The sequence below is a fragment of the Alsobacter sp. R-9 genome (assembly GCF_054612375.1).
This window is the reverse complement of sequence record NZ_JBTSWJ010000001.1, coordinates 21,270-42,057: the sequence shown is the minus strand read 5'-3', so window position 1 is coordinate 42,057 and position 20,788 is coordinate 21,270. Positions and strand designations below refer to the sequence as shown.

The window sequence follows — 20,788 nt, the reverse complement described above, 5'->3', positions numbered from 1 at the left end:
CATCCCGCCAGACAGCGTCGACCGCGGCCCTTCCACAGGAGCGCCGCCCGAGGCACCGTGGAGAGCAGCGCGATGCGCACCGAAGACATGCAGATGACCCGCGGCATCCCCCTCTTCAGGGCGATGTCGAACGACACGTTCGGCCGCCTCATGGCCGTGTCGTTCATCCAGACCTTTCCGGCCGGCGTGATTCTGCTTGAACAGGGTCAGCAGCCGGACTTCCTCTTCCTGCTGCTCGAGGGATCGGTCGAACTCGCCGCCAGCCACGGCAACAGCGAGGGCGCCATCTGCATCGTGCCCCCTGGCCAGCCGTTCACCACCTCGGCCGTGCTGACCGACCAGCCCACCCTATCGCAGGCACGCACCATCGGCACGTGCCGCGCCGTGATGATGCCGGCCGCCGCCGTGCGTGAGGCGCTGGCCAGCGACCACGGCTTCTGCCACGCGATGGTACTGGAGATCGCACAGATCAACCGGATGCTCGTGCGGGAGATCAACAATCAGAAGCTGCGCAACTCCACGGAGCGGCTAGCGAACTGGGTGCTGCATGCCCACGTCATGTCTGCCGGCTCCGATCCGATCCGCCTGCCCTTCCGCAAGCGGACGCTGGCGGCCCTTCTCGGCATGACCCCCGAGAACCTGTCGCGGACCATCGCCTCCCTGGAGCCCCACGGTGTCAGCTTCCGGGGTGCGGTCATCGCGGTGACGGACCCGGACGCCCTGCGTCGCGTGGCACGTCCCACGCAGCTCATCGACGCGCACTGAGGTCCGGGCAAGCGCCCGAACGAGAGAGGCCGGGCGCTGCCGCCCGGCCTCCGGCCTCAACCCGTGACGCTGGACTTCAGGGCTGGCGGCGATCCTGGCGACGGTCGAGGCGACGATCCTCGCGACGGATGTCGGTTCCGGTGGTCGCTGTCGAGGTCGGGGTGCGCACCATGCCGTCGTCGGCGCCACGCGTCCGGCTCCTCGTCCGGTTCTGGTGCTGGCCGCGGTCATGACCGGCCCCGTCGTCCATACCGTGGCCTCCGCGCACGTGCCCGGGGCCGTCGTCCGCTCCCCGTCCACGGCCATGGCCGGCGCCGTCGTCCGACCCGCGCCCCCGGCCGCCGCCGTCGTCAGAACCGCGGCCGCGACCGCCGCCGTCATCCGAACCGCCGGACGAGCCGGAAGACCCGGACCCGCCGCCGCCACCACCGCCGCCGCCACCGCCGCCGCCCGATCCACCGCCATCGCCACCCTTCGCGACCACGATGGATCCCGCCGAGGCGGATGAAGCGGCCTTCGTCACCGAAGCGACGCCGGCGTCCTCGACGGACCGCGCCGCGGCAGGGCCTGCCGCAGCAAGTCCCAGCGCAACCGCGCAAGCCGACGTCGTCAGCAGAACCCTCAAATTCATCACCATGAGAAACTCCCTCTCGATGCACGTCGGCTCGAGCCGATGTCGATGGTATAAGGAGGGCCGTCCGCCACGGGCCTGACGGGATACGTCAGCGTTTTGTCAGGCATCTTCGGATAATTTGACGGATGACCATGCGCAGCCCGTCCGCCCTTGCCCGCAGCCTGTGCGTCTCCGCGTCCCTGATCGGCGCGGCGGCGACGCTGTGCACCGTGCTCGCGCCGGCTCCCGTCCTGGCGAAGGACGGAGACAGCGGCGGGGGCGGTGGTGGCGGCGGCGGTGGAGGTGGCGGCGGCGACTCCGGTGGGTCGTCCGGCGGCTCCGGCGGCTCTTCGGGTGGCTCGGGCGGTTCCTCCGGCGGGTCGGACGACGGCGGCGGCAGGGGGCGCGGCTCGGACGACGGCGGCGGACGCGGGCGCGGCTCGGACGACGGCGGCGGACGCGGGCGCGGATCCGACGGACGCGGCCGCGGCGGCGAGGGCAACGGCCTCTCCAACTTCTTCGGCTCTCTCTTCGGCGGGAACGAGGGACGGCGCGACGGGGGACGCGACGCGGCCCGGGGACGCCAGGACCGCGGCGGCCGCGAGGACCGCAACCGCGAGTCAGGGCGCGGCGACCAGGACATCGCGCGCGATGCGGTCGCCCGGGGACAAGCCGTGCCGTTCGACCGGGTGATCGGGACGGTCCGCCAGGCCATGCCCGGCGACATTCTCGACGTGAAGGTCGGCAAATCGTCAACCGGAATGACGTACAACGTGACGGTGCTGGCGCGCGACGGCTGGTACCGCGAGGTCATCGTCGACGCGCGGCGAAACCGCGTCATCGACGTGAGGTGACCCCTTGCGCATTCTTCTCATCGAGGACGAGACCCGCATCGTCGCGGAACTGAGCGACTGCCTGTCTCGTGCCGGCTACGTCGTCGAGACGGCGAGCGACGGAGAGGAAGGCTGGTTCCGCGGCGAGACCGAGGAGTTCGACGCCATCGTGCTCGACCTCGGCCTGCCCAAGCTCGACGGCATCTCCGTCGCGCGGCGGTTGCGCCGGGCCGGAGTGCCGACGCCCATCCTGATGCTCACGGCCCGCGGCTCCTGGATGGAGCGGGTCGAGGGGATCGATGCCGGCGCCGACGACTACCTTCCCAAGCCCTTCCATGCCGAGGAACTCATGGCGCGGCTCGGCGCCATCCTGCGGCGCAGCGCGGCCCGTCACCCCTCGCACGTGCTGGAAGCCGGGGCGATCCGGGTCGACACGCGGCGCATGAGCGTGACCCTCGACGGCAACGGCGTGGAACTGTCGCCGCTCGAGTACCGGCTCCTGCGCTATCTCGTGCACAACAAGGGCCGGATGGTCTCCCAGGTGGAACTCGAGGAGCACATCTACTCCAGCGAGCAGGAACCCGACAGCAACGCCATCGAGGCGCTGGTCAAGCGCATCCGCCGAAAGATCGGCGCCGAAGCGATCGTGACGCGCCGCGGCTATGGCTACATCGTCGAGGGCTGATGTGGGCCAGCAGGCGAAATCGCTGCGGGTCCGGGTGCTGCTGCTGGCGGCGCTCTCCATCGTCACGGCCCTGACGGCAGCGGGCTTCACCCTCGCCGTCATCTTCGAGCGCCACCTGAGCCAGCGCCTAGAGCAGGAACTCGACATCAAGCTCATCGAGTTGGCGGCCGCCTTCGCCGTCGACGACCGGGGCGAGCCGCACGTCGGCCGCGTGCTCTCCGATCCGCGCTACCAGACGCCCTACAGCGGCGCCTACTGGCAGGTCGCCGACGCGGACGGAAACCCCGTCCTGCGGTCGCGCTCCCTCTGGGACGATGCCGTGCCGGGGGGCGGCCCGGGCGCGCCGGCGGCCGAGGAGGCGATCGAGCGAGAAGGACCGGGCCAGTCGACGCTCTACGTCATGGAGCGCGACGTCATGCTGCCGGGGGCCAACGACAGACGCCCGTGGCGGCTGCAGGTGGCCGTGGATCACGCCGAGATCGAAGGCCTGCGGCGCTCCTTCGCGCGCGACATGGCCGTGGCGCTCGGCGTCCTCGGCGCGCTTCTGCTGGTGGGCGCATGGGTCCAGGCCGGCGTGGGGCTGATGCCGCTCCGGACCCTTCGACAGCGGCTCAACGCTGTCCACAGCGGCGCCTCGCCGCGTCTGGAGGGGCGGTTCCCCGACGAGGTCGCTCCGCTCGCTGACGATCTCAACGCCCTCCTCGACCGGCAGCAGGAACTCGTCACCAAGGCCCGCGAGCGGGCGGGCGACCTCGCCCACGGCCTGAAGACGCCCCTCACCATCATGTCCGGCGAGGCCCGCCGCCTCGAGGAGGCCGGCATGGCGACGGCCGCCGCCACCCTGCGCGAGCAGATCGCGCTGATGCGCCGCCACATCGAGCGCGAGCTGGCACGCGCCCGCACCCACGGCACGCCCACGGCGGCAGGCCTCCACACGGACGTGGCCGGCACCGTCGACCGGCTGCTGCGGCTGATGAAGCGCATGCCGCGCGGCGAGGAACTCGCCTGGGTGAACAGCGTCCCGGCGGGCGCCCACTGCGCCATGGATGCCGACGATTTCGGCGAAGTCCTCGGCAACCTTCTGGACAACGCCCGCAAGTGGGCGATTTCCCGGATCGAGATCCGGGCCGAGCCCGTGCCGGCGGGACTCGTCATCCGGGTGGTCGACGACGGCCCGGGCCTGCCGAGCGCCGGCACCGACCTCCTTAAGAGGGGAGAGCGCGCCAACGAGGACGGCGACGGCTCCGGCCTCGGTCTCTCCATCGTGTCCGACGTGCTCGGAGCCTATGCCAGCCGCCTGACGCTGGAACCGGGCGCGACCGGTGGCTGTGTCGCCAGCTTCATCGTGCCGGGCGCCGTGATCGCGCCCGCCCGATCCGACCCTGTGACCGCGAGGCCACGGACGCCGCAGCCGTCCCGCTCCTGACGCCGTTCAGGCGTCCGGCTCGTCGAAGAGCTGGCCGCCGTCGTAGCCCATCGCGATGCGACCGAGCCGAATGCGATCCGCGTCGCTCGCTCCCGTCCAGCCTCCGGCCTGCGCGCCCCCGGACGCGGCGAGGAGCCTGCGCACGAGGTCGGGATCGAGGTGCGGCAGCATCGCCCACAGACCGCGCGCGAGGTCCCGTGCCAGCGCGTGGTCCGGATGGTTCGCCGATGAGTCAGCCCGCCCGAACTGATAAAGATGCACGACGCTGTCCCAGGGCACGGGTGCCTCAGCCAGCCGCTCCGCGAGGCCCGGCTCCTCTGCCGCGGCGTAGAACCGGTTGAGGCCGTCGAACAGCGCCAGCCGGTAGCCGCGTTCGAGCAGGAATCCCTCCCACGCCTCCCAGGCCGGCTCGCCGGTCCCTGGGGCCAGCGCCTCGGCGACGACGAGGCGCGGCCGGAAGCGGACCCAGTCGCCGCCGGCCAGCACGTCCGCCTCGGCCCCTTCGACGTCGATCTTGAGGAGGTCGATCACCGGCGGGGCATGCTGCTCGCAGATGTCCCGCAGGGTCATCACCGCCACGCGCCGCGTCGCGTAGCTGGCGCCGAACGTTCCCGCCGCCTGCGCATGCTGCTCGATCATCGTCGAGAAGCCGTGCAGCGTCTCCACCTCGTGGAAGGCGGCCTCGCCCGTCTCCCGGCCGACCAGGCAGGAGAGAACGGTGTCGCGCGGGCGCAGGCGAGGATAGAGCGCGGCAAGCCGCTCCTGCGGCTCGACGACCACGCCCCGCCAGCCGCGCAGATATGCGGAGACGGTGACGTTGTCCGCCACGGGGTGTCCCGCGCCGATGTCGATGTAGAACCCCTCGCGCTGGCCCGCGAAGGCGAGGTCGATGTGCACGTCCTCGAGGTTCTGTGCGTAGGAGAGATCCAGCGCCACCGGCGCGGTCCTCAGCCGGCCGGCACCGCGACCTCGCGGTGCGAGGCGGCGGAGTCGAGCATAGCCTGGATCAGCCGGTGCACGCGCAGCGCCTCGCGGCCGGAGATGGCGGGTTCGCGTCCCTCGTCCAGCGCGGCGAGAAAGTCGGCAGTGACCGCCTTGTGCGCCTCGTGCGAGAAGGCCATCGGGTCGGCGCCGCCGCCGCCGCCCTGATCGCTGGTCATGCGCTCGTGCCGGCCGTCCTGCCAGTAGACGTCGAGCCCGTTCGCGGTCCAGCGCGCCGTGCCGTTGCGGCAGGCGATCTCGATCGTCTCCGGGAAACCGGGATAGGCCACGGTCGTCGCGTCGATCGTGCCGATGGCGCCGTTGGCGAAGCCGACCGCCGCGGCGGCGATGTCCTCGGTGTCGATCCTGCGAAGAGGGGACGTCACGGCCATCGCCGACACGCGCACGACCGGACCGGCAAGGTGCTGGAACAGGTCGAGCGTGTGGATCGCCTGCGTGATCAGCACGCCGCCGCCGTCGCGCGCCTTCATGCCGCGCCCCGGAACCGCATAGTACTCCGGCGTCCGCCACCAGCGCACCGACGCCGATGCGGAGATCACCTCGCCCAGTTCGCCGCCCGCCAGGATCTCCCGCAGCCGGCGCGAGGATTCGCGAAAGCGGAACTGCAGCATGATGCCGAGGCGACGGCCGGCCTCCTCCATCGTCTCGACCGTCTCGGTCGCGCGCTCCACGCTGATCTCGATCGGCTTCTCCAGCAGCACGTGCTTGCCGGCGGCGGCGCAGCGACGGACGAGATCGAGATGCGTGTTGGGCGGCGTGAGCACGAGCACGGCCTCGATCGAGCGGTCGTCGAGCAGCGCCTCGAGGCTGTTCACCACCGTCAGGTCGGGGTTCGACGCCGCGAAGGCGGCGCGCCTCTCGGCGCTCGGCGCGAAGCAGGCGGCGATCTCGCAGCGGTCGGCGAGGTCGCGGAGACCTGCGAGATGCGGCTTGTGGGCCATGCCGAGGCCGATGATGGCGACACGGCGGCGGGGGGATGCGGGAGCAGGCATGGGAGGACGGGTTCCGGAGACGGGGCCCGCAGTCTGCCCCGCCGGCGCGTGGCGCGCCATCCCCGCTTCACGGCGCGGCCTGCGGGGCGTTTCGCCGGCGCCGCACATCGCCTAGTCTGGGGTCTTCATCCGCTGGACAGCCCATGACCGACCATGCCTCCCTGAAGACCCGCATCGCCCGGGAGTTCGGCACGCCGACGCTCGTGATCGACCTCGACGTGGTGGAGCGCAACATCGCCCGTACGCAGGCTCTCTGCGACGCGGCGGGCCTCGCCAACCGGCCGCATGTGAAAACCCACAAGATTCCCGCCCTCGCCAGGCTGCAGCTGGAGGCCGGCGCCCGAGGCATCGTCTGTCAGAAGGTCGGCGAGGCGGAGGTCATGGCCGACGGCGGGATCGGCGACATCCTCATCAGCTACAACATCCTCGGCGAGGAGAAGATCGCGCGGCTCGGGGCACTGCTGCGGCGCATCGACGTCACGGTGGCGGCCGACAACCCCACCGTGGTCGCCGGCCTGCCGGCCGCCGGGCTCGCGGCCGGCCGCGACCTGCCCGTGGTCGTCGAGTGCGACACGGGGCGGGAGCGCGCCGGCGTCGTCACGCCCGCCGAGGCGGTCGCGCTTGCCCGCGACATCGCCGCGCGGCCCGGATTGCGCTTCGCGGGTTTCCTGTTCTACCCGCCCGCGGCGGACCACCCGCCGACACAGCGCTTCCTCGACGAAGCCGTGGCCGGAGTCCGGGAGGCGGGGCTCGACCCCGTCATCCGCTCGTCCGGCGGCACGCCGAACCTCATGAACCTCGGCAAGGTGCAGGGATTCACCGAGCACCGCGCCGGCACGTCGATCTACAACGACCGCATGATGATGGCCGCGGGCGCCGCATCCCTCGCCGACTGCGCGCTCACGGTCCATGCGACGGTGGTCAGCCGGGCCACGCCCGAGCGGGGCATCCTCGACGCCGGGTCCAAGACCCTCTCGAGCGACACGGGCGGCCTCGACGGGTTCGGACTGATCCTCGAGCATCCGCAGGCTCAGATCGCGCGCTTCGCCGAGGAGCACGGATTCCTCGACCTGTCCGCCTGCAACGACCGGCCGAAGGTGGGCGATGTCGTCCGCATTGTGCCGAACCACGCCTGCGCGTGCGTCAACCTGCACGACCGCGTGGTGGCGGTGCGGGGCGACGAGATCGTCGGGGAGTGGCCGATTGCCGCCCGGGGCACCGTGCGCTGAGGAACGACCGGAACCCCGCCGCCCGGCGGCCGGGCATCCGGGCCGGAGGCCGCGTCAGCGACGCCGACCTGTCCAGGCGACGTGATGCAGGTCGTGCTCGGCCGGTTCGGGCATGCGGAAGCCGAAGCCGCCGGCGAGGCGGGTGTCCGGCTCCAGGCGCGGATTGAGAAAGCCCTCGCGCGGCCAGCGCATCGCCGAGGACACGCCCTGCTTGCGGCGCGGCAGCGGACGTCCGGATGGGTGCTGCTTCATCGGGGGCGTTCTCCTGATCGACGACCGATACGCCAGCCCGCAAGGGCCTGCAATCAGGAGGAAACCGGACGGTAGCCCTGCGGACGGTTGCGTCGCGCCCCGCCGTCCCGTACATGCTGCCCGCCCTGCCGCCGCCGCGCGGCCGACCCGCCGGAGCGCCTCATGAGCGAGCGTCTGTCACTGTCGAAGGACAAGATCCGCGTCCTCCTGCTGGAGGGCGTCAACGACAGCGCCGTCGAGCTCTTCCGCAACGCCGGCTACACGAACCTGACCCGGCTGCCGAAGGCCCTGGACGGGCAGGCCCTCGTCGAGGCCCTGCAGGGCGTCCACATCCTCGGCATCCGCTCGCGCACGGACCTGCGGGCGCCCGTCTTCGCAGCCGCCGACCGGCTCATCGCCGTCGGCTGCTTCAGCGTCGGCACCAACCAGGTCGACCTCGACGCCGCCCGCGTGCGCGGCATCCCCGTGTTCAACGCGCCGTTCTCCAACACCCGGTCGGTGGCGGAGCTGGTAATCGGCGAGATCGTCATGCTGCTGCGGCGCACGTTCCCACGCTCGGTGGCAGCCCATGCCGGGGAGTGGGACAAGTCGGCGAAGGACAGCCTCGAGGTCCGCGGCAAGACGCTGGGCATCGTCGGCTACGGCAACATCGGCAGCCAGTTGTCGACGCTGGCCGAGGCGATGGGCATGCGCGTCGTGTTCTTCGACCTCACCGACAAGCTGCGCCACGGCAACACCGAGCCGATGGAGAGCCTCGAGGCGCTGCTCGCGGTGAGCGACGTCGTCAGCCTGCACGTGCCGGAGACCCCGGCCACCGCCGGCATGATCGGCCGCGCCGAGATCGCGGCGATGAAGAAGGGCGCCTACCTCATCAACAACGCGCGCGGCACCGTCGTCGATCTCGATGCGCTGGCCGACGCGCTCCGCTCGGGCCGCCTGCGCGGCGCCGCGGTGGACGTCTTTCCGGTCGAGCCTTCCGCGAACGGCGAACCCTTCGTCACGCCGCTGCAGGGCCTCGACAACGTCATCCTCACGCCGCACGTCGGCGGCTCCACCGAGGAGGCGCAGGAGCGCATCGGCGCCGAGGTGGCCCGCAAGCTCGTCGAGTATTCCGACGTCGGCTCGACGGTCGGCGCGGTCAACTTCCCGCAGGTCCAGCTGCCGTCGCGCTCGACCGGCATGCGCTTCCTCCAGGTGCAGCGCAACGCGCCCGGCATGCTCGGCCAGCTCAACGACCTCTTCGCCGCCCACGGCGCCAACATCGCGGCGCAGTACTACCAGACCGACGGCGACGTCGGTTACGTCGTGGTGGAAACCGACGGCATCGTCGATGGCGCCGCCATGGTCGAGGAGATCCGCAAGCTCCCCGGCACCCTGCGGGCCCGCCTGCTGCGCGGCTGAGCTGCGCGGAGCCGACCGACTGGAACGAAGAAGCGCGCCGCCTCGCGGCGACGCGCTCCTGGTGCGCAGCACAATCGGGATTTACGGCTTCTTCGCCGCCTTCACCGGGTCCTTGACCTGCTCGATCTTGGCGAACTCGACGTTGAAGAGCTCGCCGTTCACCTTCTCGACCTTGCGGATGTAGATGTCCTGGATGATGTCGCGCGTCTCGGGGTCGATCGTCACCGGGCCGCGCACGCTGGTCCAGCTCATCCCCTTCATGGCGTCGACGAGGGCCGTTCCATCGGCGTTGCCCTTGGTCTTCTCGAGCGCCTTGTAGAGCAGGGCCATGCCGTCATAGGCGCCCACGGCCATGAAGTTCGGGCGCATGCCGTTGTTGGCCTTGCGGAAGGCCTCGACGAACGCCTTGTTCTCCGCCGATGGATGCGCCGCCGAGTAGTGGTGCGTGTTGATGACGCCGACCGCCGTGTCGCCCATCTCGTTGAGCTGGTCGTCGTCCGTCACGTCGCCGGTCGCCAGCAGGCGCACGCCGCTCTTGTCGAGCCCGCGCTCGGCAAACTGCTTCATGAAGGTCTGGCCGAAGCCGGACGGCACGAACACGAACACGGCATCCGGCTTGGCGTCGGCGACGCGCTGCAGGAACGGCGAGAAGTCCGGGTTGCGCAACGGCACCCTCAGGCTCTCCACGACCGTTCCGCCGTCCTTGGCGAAGCGCTCGGCGAAGGCCTTCTCGGCGTCGATGCCGGGGCCGTAGTCGGTGACGAGCGTGACGACCTTCTTCACGCCGTTCTTGCTCGCCCATTCGGCCATCGGCACGGTCGCCTGCGGCAGGGTGAAGCTGGTGCGCACGATGTAGGGCGACTGCTCGGTGATGATGGCCGTCGCCGCGGCGGTCACGATCTGCGGCACCTTCGCCTGCGTGGCGAGGGGCGCCACGGCGAGCGCCAGCGGCGTGAGGCCGAAGCCCATCAGCACGTTGACCTTGTCGTTGACGATCAGCTCCTGCGCGAGGCGCTTCGTTGTATCGGCGACGCCGGTGTCGTCCTTGAGGATGACCTCGACCTTCTTGCCCGCCACCGAGGTGCCGTTGAGCTGCTGGAACAGACGGACGGCGGCCTCTGCCTGCTTGCCCGTCGTGCTCGACGCGCCGGTCATCGGCAGGATCAGTCCGACCTTCACGGTGTCCTGCGCGCTCGCCGGCGTGAGCCCGGCCGCCAGCGCCGTCACGGCCAGGGCAGCCAGCACAGTGCGTCTCATCATGGTCCACCTCCCGTTTCGTTCGCTGTGCGAACAACGCATTCTTATCCGCACAGCCTAGGGGCCGCGTCGGCGACCGGTCAACCCGGCCCTTTCCTCATATAGAGCGGGGGTGGCAGGCTTCGCCATGGCGACGCGGCTTGCCCGTCCCGACCGGGCGAGGCTAGCGTGGACGCCATGGGCCTGCGCTTCTCGCTTCTCGACCACCTCACCCACGGGCCCAAGCCGCCGAACGAGGACGCCTACGGCGCCACGGACCATGCCGCGTGGGTCATCGACGGCGCGACCGGCGTGACGCTGGGGCCCGACATCCTTGCGCCCAGCGGCGCAGCCTGGCTGGCCATGTCCCTGTCGCAGGTGCTTCACGACCTCGCCCCGGCAAGGCCGTCGCTCCCGCAGCTGCTGCACGAAACGGAAAGGGCCGTTGCTGAGCGCTTCGATGCGGCCCTCGACCCCGGGCTTCGGGTCGATGCGCCCGACCTCCCCACGGGCTGCCTCGGCCTCGCGCAACTGGCAGGAACCGGCCTTTCCCTGTCCTGCATCGGCGACGTCTCGCTGCTGCACCGTTCGGCTCGAGGCCGCGTCAGCGTGCTCTCGGATCCTGCGGTCGAGGCCTTCGGCGAGCGGACTCTCGACGCGCTGCGCCGGGCCCTGCGCGAGCGGCCCGATGAGGATCCATGGCCGGCGCTGCGCGTCCAGATTCGCGAGAACCGGCGCATGGCCAACGTCCCCGGCGGCTACCGCGTCGTCCATCCGCGCCGGCCGTGGGCCGGGCTGGTGACGACGATCGAGGTGCCCGCCGCGCCCGGGGACATCCTCCTGCTGGCCACCGACGGGTTCTTCCGGCTGGTCGACCACTTCGAGTTGCACGATGCGGAGGATCTCGTGGACACGGCGCTCGCCGTCGGCCTCGCGCCGATGCTGGAGCGGCTGCGAGAGGCCGAGCGCGCCGACCCGCGCGGCGACCGCGCGCTGCGCGTGAAGACGCATGACGATGCCACCGCCGTGCTGCTGCGGATCGACGCAGAGGATAATACCAGTTGAATGCCAGACGTTGACCGGTCTGGCCTTTTTGCCTTAGCACTTGGAAAGGCGGGCATGGCGCCCGCATCGCCTGGGGAGGACGATACGATGAAGGGCGTGAAAGCTCTCGCCGCGCTCGCTGCGGCTTCACTGACGGCATGGCCGCTGGCGGCGATGTCGGGCGAACTGCGCTTCTGGAGCTGGCGCAACGAGGACAAGGCGGCCTACGCCGAGTTCTTCAAGGACTTCAACAAGCAGCACCCCGACGTCAAGATCACGTTCGAGGCCTTCGAGCCGCAGAACTACCCGACCGTGCTCTCCACGGCGATGGCCGGCGACAAGGGTCCGGACGTCATGATGGTGCGCGCCTACGGCGCCTTCGAGGCGGTCGCCCGTCCCGGCTACCTGCTCGAGCTCAACGACGGCAACGTGCCCGGCCTCAGCAAGCTGCCCGAGGCGGCGCTGAAGGGCCAGACCCTGCGCAGCGACGGCAAGATCTACGCGGTGCCCTTCGCCACGCAGACCATGCTGATCATCTACAACACCGAGATCTTCAACAAGGTCGGCGTGAAGGTCCCCGAGACGTGGGACGAGCTCCTCGACGTCTGCAAGAAGCTCAAGGCCGCCGGCATCATCCCCTTCGCCAACGGCACCGCCACGGCGTGGCAGAACGAGACGCTCGTCAGCGCCATGCTGTCGAGCCAGTTCGGCAAGCAGTTCGAGGCCGACATCGTTTCCGGCAAGGCCGACTTCACCGACAAGCGCTTCGTCGACGCGCTGGGCCGCCTGCAGGACCTCGCCAAGGCCGACTACCTGTCGCCGAGCTTCTCGGGCATCGACTACCCGTCCTCGCAGCAGCTCTTCTCGTCCGGCGCGGCCGCGATGTTCGCCGGCGGCTCGTTCGAGCTGGCGCCGTTCCTCAAGTCGAACCCGGCGCTGAAGATGGACGTCTTCGCCTCGCCGGTGCTCAAGAAGGGCGACGACCGGCTCGTCGGCATCTTCCTCGACGGCGGCTACGCGGTGAACGCGAAGTCGGCGAACAAGGAGGACGGCGTCAAGCTGATGCGCTACTTCGCCAGCAAGGAGTTCGGCGACAAGTTCGCGAACATGCTGGGCAACCTGTCGCCGATCCCGGGCGTGACCTTCAACGACCCGCTGATCAAGAAGGTCGCCGACCTCAACAAGTCGTCGATGTCCTACATGATGGCGGTTCACTTCCGCTACCAGGAGCCGTCGGGCTCGGTGCTGCTGCAGTCGGGCGTGCAGAAGATGCTCGCCGGCAAGGCCACTCCGGCCGAGGTGGGCGCCGAGATCACCAAGGGCATCGCCACCTACTACGCGCCGTTCAAGAAGTGACGGCCGACATCGGGCGGCTCGCACCGCCCCCACCCCCATCCCCTCCCCACGAGGGGGAGGGGTGACGGCAGCACGCCAGCCCATCGCGCCCCGTCCGCTCCGTGCGGGACGACGGTTTGGTGAAGCCCGCCGCTGCGTTTCCCCTCCTCCCCTTGTGGGGAGGGGTCAGGGGTGGGGTCTCTGCGACACCGGGAACAACCGCGAGGAACGAAGGCCGGGATGTCCGCTCGCGATGCACGCTGACCTCGAATGGCCCGTGGGCCGCCGGATCTGGGTCACGTTCCTCATCGTGCCCCCGCTCGTCTTCATGGCGACCTTCGTGGTCTGGCCGATCCTGTCCGCCTTCGTCTACGCCTTCTACGAGTGGCACGGCCTCAAGCGCGACGGCTTCGTCGGGCTGAAGAACTTCGCCGACGTGCTGCTGCGCGAACCGTGGGCGCCCGTCACGTGGCGCGCCTTCAGCCACAACGTGATGGTCTTCGTCACGCTGATGATCATCCAGAACGGCTTCGGCTTCCTGCTCGCCTACGCGCTGTCGCGCCAGCTGCCGGGGCACCGCTTCCACCGGGTGGCCGTGTTCCTGCCGGTGATCCTGTCGACCGTCATCGTCGCGCTGTTGTGGAAGCAGTTCCTGCACCCGGTCTTCGGGCTCTTCAACAAGGTGTTGAGCCAGTTCGGCTTCGGCATGGTGACGACGCCGTGGCTGGGGCTGAGCGAAACGGCGCTGTGGGCACTGACCCTGGTCAACGCCTGGCACTGGGTCGGCTTCCCGGCCCTCGTCTTCCTCGCCGGCATCCAGCGCATCCCGCCCGACATCATCGAGGCGAGCCGCATCGACGGCGTCAGCGAGTGGCAGCTGGTGCGCACCATCATCTGGCCGCTGGTGGCGCCCAGCGCCACGGTGTGCTTCGTGCTGCTGTTCATCGGCGCGTTCAACTGGTTCGAGTTGCCCTACCTGATGGTGGGCCTCGAAGGCTCCCCGTACGGCTCGACCGACGTGCTCGGCCTCTACTTCTACCGAACCGCCTTCGGCAACCAGAGCGCCAGCAACCAGGACTTCGGCCACGGCTCGGCGCTCGCCGTCCTCATGTTCATGTTCGTCGCGGTGGTCGCGACCTTCTGGACGATCCGCCTGCGGCGGCGGGAGATCGAGCTGTCATGAGCGCCCATGCCGAGCGCAGCCAGTCGAAGGCGGCGGGCTCCCCGCTCGTCGACGTGCTGCTGCAGGTGCTGCTCGTCGGCAACAGCTTCATCATGCTGTTCCCGATCCTGATGATGGGCTTCTGGGGCTTCAAGAGCACGAACGAGATCTTCGGCAAGCCCTTCGCCATCCCGGACTTCGGCAACTGGAAGAACTTCGCCGTCATCCTCGGCGAGACGAACTTCTTCGGCTACCTGTTCAACTCGATCCTGATCACCGGCGGCTCGATCCTCGCCATCCTCGTGCTCGGCACGATGGCGGCCTACGGCATCGCGCGCTACCGCTTCCCGGGCAACGTCGCGGTCTACATCTTCTTCCTCGCCGGCCTGATGGTGCCGCTGAAGCTCGCCATCATCCCGCTCTTCATCCAGATGCGGGACCTCGGCCTGCTCGACTCCCGCCTCGGGCTGATCGTCGTCTACACGGCCATGGGCCTGCCCTCGACCGTGTTCATCCTCACCGGCTTCCTGCGCACGCTGCCGAAGGAACTGGAGGACGCGGCGCGGATCGACGGCGCCTCCGACGCGCGCATCATGTGGTCGATCATGCTGCCGCTGACCAAGCCCGCGATGGTCATTGCCGCGATCCACAACGCCGTGCCGGTGTGGAACGATTTCTTCTTCCCGCTCGTCTTCATCCAGACGGACGCGCGCAAGACGCTGCCACAGGGGCTGACCGCCTTCATGGGCGAGTTCACGACCAACTGGGGCGTGCTCTTCGCCGGCCTGACGCTGTCGGCGCTGCCGATCACGATCGTCTACATCCTGCTGTCGAAGCAGTTCATCCAGGGCATGACGTCGGGAGCGGTGAAGTGAGGGGCATCCCAAAGGGCTCGCTGGTGGTGTCCTGTCAGGCACGGGCCGACAACCCGCTGCACGGCCCCGGCTTCATGGCGGCCATGGCGATGGCCGCGGAGCAGGGCGGGGCGGGCGCCATCCGTGCCAACGGGCCCGACGACATCGCCGCCATCCGGTCCGCCACGACGCTGCCCGTCATCGGCATCCTCAAGCGATGGGTCGAGGGCGTCCCGGTCTACATCACCCCCGCCGCAGCCGACGCCGCCGCAGTCGCCGCGGCCGGCGCCGACATCATCGCGCTGGACGCCACCGGCCGCGACCGCGGCGGCGAGACGCTGGCCCACGTCATCGGCGCCATCCATGCCGACCTCGGCCGTCCGGTCTTCGCCGACGTCTCGACCGTCGAGGAGGGCCTCGGCGCAGAGATGCTGGGCGCCGACTATGTCGCCACCACGCTCTCGGGCTACACCGGCGCCGCGCCGGCCGCGCGCGACGACGGACCCGACCTCGACCTGCTCGCCATGCTGGTGAAGACCTGCCGCGTCCCCGTCGTCGCCGAGGGCCGCTTCGACACGCCCGGCCTCGCCGCACGCGCGCTCGAACTCGGCGCCCACGCGGTCGTGGTCGGCACCATGATCACCAATCCCCGCGAGATCACCCGGCGCTTCGTCGCCGCCCTCCATCCGTGAGGCCGCGGTGCTGACGCTCGGGCTCGACGCCGGCGGCAGCGCCACCCGCTGGGTTCTTCTCGACAGCGCGCGCGACACGGTGGTCGCACGCGGCGAGGCAGGTCCCGCCTCCGGTCACATCTTCGATCCGGCCGTGCGCGAACGGACGCTGTCCGCGCTCGCCGCCATCGCCGCCGCCGTTCGTCCGCACGGCGGCCCCGCGCGCATCGCCGGAGCCGTGACCGGGCTCGGCGCCGGCACGCCGCAGGCCGGCGAGCTCGCGGCCATCCTGGAGCGTGATCTCGGGACCCCCTCGTCCGCGATCGCGCTGGGCGACGACCTCTGGATCCCCGCGCTTGCGCTGTTCCCGCGAGGCGACGGCGGGCTCGTCTACGCCGGCACAGGGTCCGTGGCATACGGAATCCGCGCCGACGGGACGGCGGTCAAGATCGGCGGCTACGGCGTGGTCATCGACGATGCCGGCGGCGCCTACTGGATCGCCTGCGCCGGCATCCGCACCGTGCTGCGACGCCGCGACGAGGGCCTCGCCGACGGGCCGCTGGCCGGGTCGCTGGCGGCGCTGGCCGGCGGCGGCGACTGGCCGTCCGTCCGGCGTTGCGTCTACTCACGCGACCGCGGCGGCATCGCCGCCCTGGCGCCCTTCGTGGCGGAGGCGGCCGACGACGGGGATGCGGACGCGCTGGCGATCCTGCGGGACGCGGGAGCGGAACTGGCCCGCCTGGGGCACCTGCTGGCGGCCCGCATGCCCTGCCGCCGGCTGGCCCTGACGGGGGGCGCCCTGCGGCTGCACCCGCTGATCACGGAGGAAGCGTACACGCGTTGGCATGGCGTCTACGAGGCCGTCGTCGCTGACGTGGACGTGGCGCTCGAGGCCGCCCGCGTGGCAGCGAAATCACGCATGCCCCCTGTATGAACAGCCGGGTGACACATGCAACGCGATCGTAACGCATGATCCTCTATCCCGGGGACAGACACCCTCCCCCGGGATTCTGACATGACTAATCTCAAGACATCACCGATCTTGTCTCTAGTCTTGGTTGTACTTTGTGCAGCCCCTGCGGCATATCTGAGCATTTTGGCGGACGCTGGCGCCTCGCCATGGACGATGGCGGCGTCCGCGCTGGCCGTCTTCGGGGGCCTCGCCGGGGTCGGACTGCAGGCCTCGACCGCCTCCTCGCGGGCCGCCCGTGTCACCAGTGTGCTCGACCGCCTGGCTGCCGGGGAGCCCGTGCCCGCCGACGAGGCCGGCCGCCTGCCGGCCGGCGCCGCGCGTGCGGTGGTGGCGCTGCAGGAGCGCAACGCCGCGCAGACCCGGATCGGTGCCGCGCTCGACGGCTCTCCCGGCATGCTGATGATCAGCGACCCGGAGGAGAAGATCGTCTTCATGAGCCGCCGGCTCGTGAAGCTGCTCGACGAACTGGCCCCGGTCTTCCGGCAGGGCAACCCGTCCTTCACCGTGCAGGGCATGTACGGCCAGCACATCGACTGCTACCGCGCCAACCCGCGGCTGAAGCGCGAGCTGATCAGCGACGACGGCCAGACGCGCAAGGTGCGCTACGAGGTGGGCGGCAAGACCATCCTCGTCGACCTGAGCTACATCTACGACGAGCGCCGGGAGCGCATCGGCCACACGCTCGAATGGCGGGACGTGACGGCCGAGCTGGAGGCACAGGCCGAGGTGGCCCGCTCCGTCGAGGCCGCCCGCCGCGGCGACTTCTCGATCCGCCTGTCCACCGAGGACAAGACCGGCTTCGTGCGCGACATCGCCGGTGGCCTCAATGCCGTCTTCGGCACCGTCGGCTCCGTCATGGCGGACCTGTCCGGCAGCATCGCGGCGCTGGCCCGCGGCGACCTCACGCGGCGTGTCGACACGGCCTACGAGGGTCTGTTCGGCGAGGTGCGCGACAACGTCAACGCCACGCTCGAGCGGCTCGCCGAGACGGTCGCGACGATCAAGGCGACGACCCGCGACGTGGCCTCCGCCGCCCGTGAGATCAACGAGGGCGCCAACGACCTGTCGGGCCGCACCGAGCAGCAGGCCTCCTCGCTCGAGGAGACCGCCGCAACGACCGAACAGCTGGCTGCGTCGGTGAAGAGCTCCGCCGGCGCCTCGCGCCAGGCCGTCGCGCTGGCCCAGGAGGCCCGCGGCGTCGCCGAGACCAGCGGCACCGTGGTGAGCGAGGCCGTCGAGGCGATGAGCCGCATCGAGCAGGCCAGCCAGAAGATCTCGGCCATCACCTCGGTCATCGACGACATCGCCTTCCAGACCAACCTCCTCGCCCTCAACGCAGCCGTCGAGGCGGCCAGGGCGGGCGAGGCGGGCAAGGGCTTCGCGGTCGTCGCCAGCGAGGTGCGCACGCTCGCGCAGCGCTCGTCGGACGCGGCCAAGGACATCACCGGCCTGATCAGCTCGTCGACCTCCGAGGTGGCACAGGGCGTCAGGCTCGTGCGCTCGGCCGGCGACGCGCTGGGTCGCATCCTCGATGCCTCCGCCCGGGTCTCCACCACCGTCTCCGAGATCGCGTCGGCGAGCACGGAGCAGGCGAGCGGCATCGACGAGATGAGCCAGGCCATCGCGCACATGGACGAGATGACCCAGCAGAACGCCGCGCTGGCCGAGGAGAGCGCAGCGTCGGCGTCCGCCCTGCTGGCGCAGATCGAGCGCCTCGACGCGCTCGTCGCGACCTTCAGGACGATGGACGACACCGGAAGCGCGCAGGCCTTCCCGGCCTCCGCGTCCTCCGTCCGGGCGGCGCGGCGCGCCGCCTGACGTCAGCCGGGCAGCCGCACCGGCTCGTAGCCGGCTTCGCGGATGGCGGCCTCGGCGCGGGCGGCGTCGCCCGCGACCTTCACCGTCTTGGCCGGGAGGTCGATGGCGACCTCGGCCCCCGGCAGGGCCTCGCCCACGGCCGTGCGGATCGCCGCGACGCAGTGGTTGCAGCTCATGTCGGCGACCTTGAACGTCGCCTGCTGGTTCTGGTCCATGACCGATCATCCCTGTTCACGCTGCCGGCCCCGCGGGCCGGCCGATGCAGGGAGTTACGACCTTCCCCCGTGGGAGGGTCAAGAGGCCTGACGCGCGGCCCTGCGATGGGCGAGAAGCACGGCCTCGACCCGGTTCCGCACCTGCAGCTTCTGCAGGATGTTGGTCATGTGGTGCTTCACCGTCTTCTCGCTGAGGCCGAGGCGGTAGGCGATCTCCTTGTTCGTCAGCCCTTGGGCGACGAGGGCGAGGATCTCCTCTTCGCGCCCGCTGAGGTCGGCATCGTCCTCCTCCTTGCGGGCCGCGGCAGGCCGGGCCGCCGGACGGGTCTTGGACAGGAGCTTCGCCGCCAGCGACGGCGTGACGTAGTTGTCGCCGTTGTGGATCGCCACGATGGCGCGGATCAGCTCCGGACCGCTGGTGCCCTTGAGGATGTAGCCCGCGACGCCGAGTTCGAGCGCCGCGTCGACGTCTGCGTCGGCTTCCGAGGCCGTGAGCATGACGCGCTTGACGCCCGGGCAGGTCTCGCCGATGGCGCGGGCCGCCGTCAGGCCACCGCCCGGCATGCTGACGTCGAGCAGGATGACGGAGGGTTGGTCGCGCCGCGCGATGGCGAGGGCGTCATCGGAGGTAGTGCCCTGTGCGACGATGGCGAACCGCCCGCTGAGCGCGAGCGTCTGCACCACGCCCTCGAGGAACAGGGGATGGTCGTCGACCACGGCGATGCGAATGGCGTCAGACATGGGAGGCATCCGTCGTCACGAGGTTGAACTCACACCGCAGAGTCGTACGCCGCCCGGGCTCCGAGCGGATCACGAACGTCCCGCCGAGGGACTCGACGCGGTCGCGAAGGCCGGCGAGGCCGAGGCCGCGCTTGGCCGTGGGGGTCACCATTTCGCCGATGCCGGGGCCGTCGTCCTCGACCTCGAGGTACAGGCGATGGCCCGACAAGCCGGCCCGTACGCGCTGTCCGGCGCCCTTGGCGTGGCGGAAGGCGTTGGTCAGGCCTTCCTGGGTGAAGCGGTAGAGGCAGGTCTTGAGCAGCGCAGGGAGGCCCGCGGGCAGGTCCGCGATGTCGCACTCGACCCGCGTGCCGGTGTGCTGTTCGTGGTTGCTGACGGCCATCTCGATGGCGTCGCGCGCCTCCACACGGTCGAGCGCCGGCGGGGCGATGCCGCTCGACAGCACGCGGATCTCGCTGAGCGAGCTGTTGAGGACGGCGCGGATCTTCTCGAGCTCGGCCATCACCGTCGCCGCATCCCTGCGGCCCGGCGCCGGCGTCAGGTTGTCGAGCCGCAGCAGCGCCAGCCCGATCAGCTGGGCCGGCCCGTCGTGCAGGTCGGCCCCGATGCGCCGCAGCACGCGCTCGTTGGTCTCGACGGCGCCGCGGCGCGCCTCGACGAGGTTCTGCCGCAGTTCCTCGTTGTGGACGAGCAGGCGCGACAGCTGCGCCACACGGCTCTGCAGCGCCCGCTCCTGCCGCGCGATGGTCGCGCCGTCGCCCGAGACCAGCGCCACGATCGCGCTGAGCACGAAGAGCCCGATGACGCTGATGATGACCCAGCTCTCGACGCGGCTGCGCGCCAGTTCTTCCTCGAGCGCGCTGGCGATGGCGTAGAACTCGACGACGGCCACGACGTCGCCCGTCGCCCGGCTGTGGATCGGCGCGTAGATTTCCGCCAGCGGCAGGCCGAGGTCGCGCTCGGACCGGTTCTCCTCGTCGGCCAGCGGGCTGAACTCGACCGTCAGGCGGCCGCTGATCGCGGTGGCGAGGTCCTTGTCGATGGGAAAGCGGCGCCCGACGATCTCCTTGTCGCGCGCGTAGAGGACGCGCCCGTCCGTCGACCACACCTTGATCGCAGCGACCTGCCGGCGGAACGCGGCGTTCTCCATCAGCCGGTCGAGCGCCGCGACGGTGTCCGGCGGCAGTTCCGCCCCCTTCGCCGTGAGGTGCACGTGCGGGGCGACGAAGGTCTCCATGTAGAGCGCCGCCGAGGCCGCCATGCTGGTCAGCACGCCCGACTGGATGCGTCCGCTCATCCAGGTGCCGAGCCCGAACATCGTCACGATGATGCCGGCGAGCGCGTAGACGACCTTCTGCCGCGCGAGCCCAAGATCGCGCCAGCGCTGCGCCACGAGCGAGAACCCGGCGCGCTCGCTTCCACTCTGCTGGGAATTTGCTCCAGTCGCAGTCACGGTGATCCGAGGTGCATCCAACATGCCCCACTTACCGCCGCGATCGTTCATGCTTGTTCTACATCAAACGCCTTACGGGAGAAAATCC

General features: G+C 70.4%; 21 protein-coding genes. 13 read left to right on the top strand and 8 right to left on the bottom strand.

Annotated elements, in window-relative coordinates:
- Positions 1–72 precede the first annotated feature (72 nt).
- Positions 73–765 carry a cyclic nucleotide-binding domain-containing protein gene (locus ACX9GQ_RS00210; RefSeq protein WP_459627510.1) on the top strand — a complete coding sequence of 231 codons (693 nt, stop codon included), beginning with the start codon at positions 73–75 and terminating at the stop codon, positions 763–765.
- A 76-nt stretch (positions 766–841) separates the two neighbouring features.
- On the opposite strand, the gene ACX9GQ_RS00205 is transcribed toward ACX9GQ_RS00210, so the two are convergent.
- The gene (locus tag ACX9GQ_RS00205; RefSeq protein WP_459627509.1) at positions 842–1,015 is read right to left on the bottom strand and encodes a hypothetical protein; all 174 of its coding nucleotides are present in this window, start codon (positions 1,013–1,015) and stop codon (positions 842–844) included.
- A gap of 509 nt (positions 1,016–1,524) precedes the next feature.
- On the opposite strand from ACX9GQ_RS00205, the gene ACX9GQ_RS00200 reads away from it, so the two are divergent.
- From ACX9GQ_RS00200 to ACX9GQ_RS00190, 3 genes are read left to right on the top strand one after another with little or no spacing between them, the layout of a single operon-like run.
- Entirely contained in the window at positions 1,525–2,232 is a 708-nt protein-coding gene (locus ACX9GQ_RS00200) for a PepSY domain-containing protein (RefSeq protein ID WP_459627508.1), read from the top strand.
- A gap of 4 nt (positions 2,233–2,236) precedes the next feature.
- A complete protein-coding gene (locus ACX9GQ_RS00195) occupies positions 2,237–2,896 on the top strand; it encodes a response regulator transcription factor (protein WP_459627507.1) in 660 nt (219 codons plus the stop codon).
- A 1-nt stretch (position 2,897) separates the two neighbouring features.
- A complete protein-coding gene (locus ACX9GQ_RS00190) occupies positions 2,898–4,322 on the top strand; it encodes an ATP-binding protein (RefSeq protein ID WP_459627506.1) in 1,425 nt (474 codons plus the stop codon).
- A 6-nt stretch (positions 4,323–4,328) separates the two neighbouring features.
- Here the strand turns inward: ACX9GQ_RS00190 and ACX9GQ_RS00185 are convergent, their stop codons facing one another.
- The gene (locus ACX9GQ_RS00185) at positions 4,329–5,258 is read right to left on the bottom strand and encodes an FkbM family methyltransferase (protein ID WP_459627505.1); all 930 of its coding nucleotides are present in this window, start codon (positions 5,256–5,258) and stop codon (positions 4,329–4,331) included.
- An 11-nt stretch (positions 5,259–5,269) separates the two neighbouring features.
- On the bottom strand, positions 5,270–6,316 hold the full coding sequence (locus ACX9GQ_RS00180) for a Gfo/Idh/MocA family protein (protein ID WP_459627504.1): 1,047 nt from the start codon (positions 6,314–6,316) through the stop codon (positions 5,270–5,272).
- 143 nt (positions 6,317–6,459) lie between these two features.
- Here ACX9GQ_RS00180 and ACX9GQ_RS00175 point away from each other — a divergent pair, with 143 nt between their 5' ends.
- Positions 6,460–7,545 carry a D-TA family PLP-dependent enzyme gene (locus tag ACX9GQ_RS00175; RefSeq protein WP_459627503.1) on the top strand — a complete coding sequence of 362 codons (1,086 nt, stop codon included), beginning with the start codon at positions 6,460–6,462 and terminating at the stop codon, positions 7,543–7,545.
- Between the two features lie 54 nt (positions 7,546–7,599).
- On the opposite strand, the gene ACX9GQ_RS00170 is transcribed toward ACX9GQ_RS00175, so the two are convergent.
- Positions 7,600–7,797: a hypothetical protein gene (locus ACX9GQ_RS00170; protein WP_459627502.1), complete on the bottom strand. Its 198-nt coding sequence runs from the start codon at positions 7,795–7,797 to the stop codon at positions 7,600–7,602.
- Between the two features lie 162 nt (positions 7,798–7,959).
- Between ACX9GQ_RS00170 and serA the strand changes: the two genes are divergently transcribed.
- The gene (gene serA / locus ACX9GQ_RS00165; protein WP_459627501.1) at positions 7,960–9,198 is read left to right on the top strand and encodes a phosphoglycerate dehydrogenase; all 1,239 of its coding nucleotides are present in this window, start codon (positions 7,960–7,962) and stop codon (positions 9,196–9,198) included.
- 81 nt (positions 9,199–9,279) lie between these two features.
- On the opposite strand, the gene ACX9GQ_RS00160 is transcribed toward serA, so the two are convergent.
- Positions 9,280–10,458 (bottom strand): ABC transporter substrate-binding protein, encoded by a 1,179-nt coding sequence (locus tag ACX9GQ_RS00160; protein WP_459627500.1) that lies wholly within the window; start codon positions 10,456–10,458, stop codon positions 9,280–9,282.
- Positions 10,459–10,632: 174 nt separating this feature from the next.
- Here ACX9GQ_RS00160 and ACX9GQ_RS00155 point away from each other — a divergent pair, with 174 nt between their 5' ends.
- The 7 genes from ACX9GQ_RS00155 (at position 10,633) to ACX9GQ_RS00125 (ending at position 18,291) form a co-directional block, all read left to right on the top strand.
- A complete protein-coding gene (locus ACX9GQ_RS00155) occupies positions 10,633–11,499 on the top strand; it encodes a protein phosphatase 2C domain-containing protein (RefSeq protein ID WP_459627989.1) in 867 nt (288 codons plus the stop codon).
- Positions 11,500–11,553: 54 nt separating this feature from the next.
- Positions 11,554–12,834 (top strand): extracellular solute-binding protein, encoded by a 1,281-nt coding sequence (locus ACX9GQ_RS00150; RefSeq protein WP_459627499.1) that lies wholly within the window; start codon positions 11,554–11,556, stop codon positions 12,832–12,834.
- 232 nt (positions 12,835–13,066) lie between these two features.
- The gene (locus ACX9GQ_RS00145; protein WP_459627498.1) at positions 13,067–13,996 is read left to right on the top strand and encodes a carbohydrate ABC transporter permease; all 930 of its coding nucleotides are present in this window, start codon (positions 13,067–13,069) and stop codon (positions 13,994–13,996) included.
- A complete protein-coding gene (locus ACX9GQ_RS00140; RefSeq protein WP_459627497.1) occupies positions 13,993–14,850 on the top strand; it encodes a carbohydrate ABC transporter permease in 858 nt (285 codons plus the stop codon). Before ACX9GQ_RS00145 ends, ACX9GQ_RS00140 begins: the two co-directional genes overlap by 4 nt.
- The gene (locus ACX9GQ_RS00135; protein ID WP_459627496.1) at positions 14,847–15,521 is read left to right on the top strand and encodes an N-acetylmannosamine-6-phosphate 2-epimerase; all 675 of its coding nucleotides are present in this window, start codon (positions 14,847–14,849) and stop codon (positions 15,519–15,521) included. Before ACX9GQ_RS00140 ends, ACX9GQ_RS00135 begins: the two co-directional genes overlap by 4 nt.
- A gap of 7 nt (positions 15,522–15,528) precedes the next feature.
- A complete protein-coding gene (locus tag ACX9GQ_RS00130) occupies positions 15,529–16,434 on the top strand; it encodes an N-acetylglucosamine kinase (RefSeq protein ID WP_459627495.1) in 906 nt (301 codons plus the stop codon).
- A 192-nt stretch (positions 16,435–16,626) separates the two neighbouring features.
- Positions 16,627–18,291 (top strand): methyl-accepting chemotaxis protein, encoded by a 1,665-nt coding sequence (locus ACX9GQ_RS00125; RefSeq protein ID WP_459627494.1) that lies wholly within the window; start codon positions 16,627–16,629, stop codon positions 18,289–18,291.
- Positions 18,292–18,293: 2 nt separating this feature from the next.
- On the opposite strand, the gene ACX9GQ_RS00120 is transcribed toward ACX9GQ_RS00125, so the two are convergent.
- The 3 genes from ACX9GQ_RS00120 to ACX9GQ_RS00110 all read right to left on the bottom strand — a co-directional run bounded on the left by ACX9GQ_RS00120 (position 18,294) and on the right by ACX9GQ_RS00110 (position 20,700).
- On the bottom strand, positions 18,294–18,506 hold the full coding sequence (locus ACX9GQ_RS00120; RefSeq protein ID WP_459627493.1) for a heavy-metal-associated domain-containing protein: 213 nt from the start codon (positions 18,504–18,506) through the stop codon (positions 18,294–18,296).
- A 78-nt stretch (positions 18,507–18,584) separates the two neighbouring features.
- Complete coding sequence (locus ACX9GQ_RS00115) at positions 18,585–19,247, bottom strand: LuxR C-terminal-related transcriptional regulator (protein WP_459627492.1); 663 nt, start codon at positions 19,245–19,247, stop codon at positions 18,585–18,587.
- Positions 19,240–20,700 (bottom strand): sensor histidine kinase, encoded by a 1,461-nt coding sequence (locus ACX9GQ_RS00110; protein WP_459627491.1) that lies wholly within the window; start codon positions 20,698–20,700, stop codon positions 19,240–19,242. The genes ACX9GQ_RS00115 and ACX9GQ_RS00110 overlap by 8 nt, the downstream gene beginning before the upstream one ends.
- Positions 20,701–20,788: the final 88 nt, after the last annotated feature.